Origin of the sequence: Campylobacter sp. 2018MI13, from assembly GCF_018501135.1 — a bacterium.
GTDB lineage: Bacteria > Campylobacterota > Campylobacteria > Campylobacterales > Campylobacteraceae > Campylobacter_E.
Window position 1 is genome coordinate 1 of the sequence record NZ_JAHCZC010000376.1, and the last position, 207, is coordinate 207.

The 207-nt window shown below is 30.4% G+C and carries 1 protein-coding gene; it reads right to left on the bottom strand.

What is annotated here, in order from left to right; translation table 11 throughout:
* The coding region (locus KJQ99_RS11575; protein WP_284467070.1) for a shikimate kinase at positions 1 to 207 on the bottom strand (207 nt) is incomplete at both ends.

The window sequence follows — 207 nt, forward strand, 5'->3', positions numbered from 1 at the left end:
GCAATTTCGCCTTTTCATCAAATAATGGGCGTTTAGTATCGTTTTTAAGCCTTGTTGCGATTTTGTAAAAACTAAGGTCAAAAAACACTACAAAACCTAATTTTCTTAAATCTTGTAAATTAGCAAAACCACCGCCGCAAGAGATGATTAAATCACTTTTTGTGGCTAATTCATCTCTTAATTCTTTTTCTAAATTCCTAAAATATT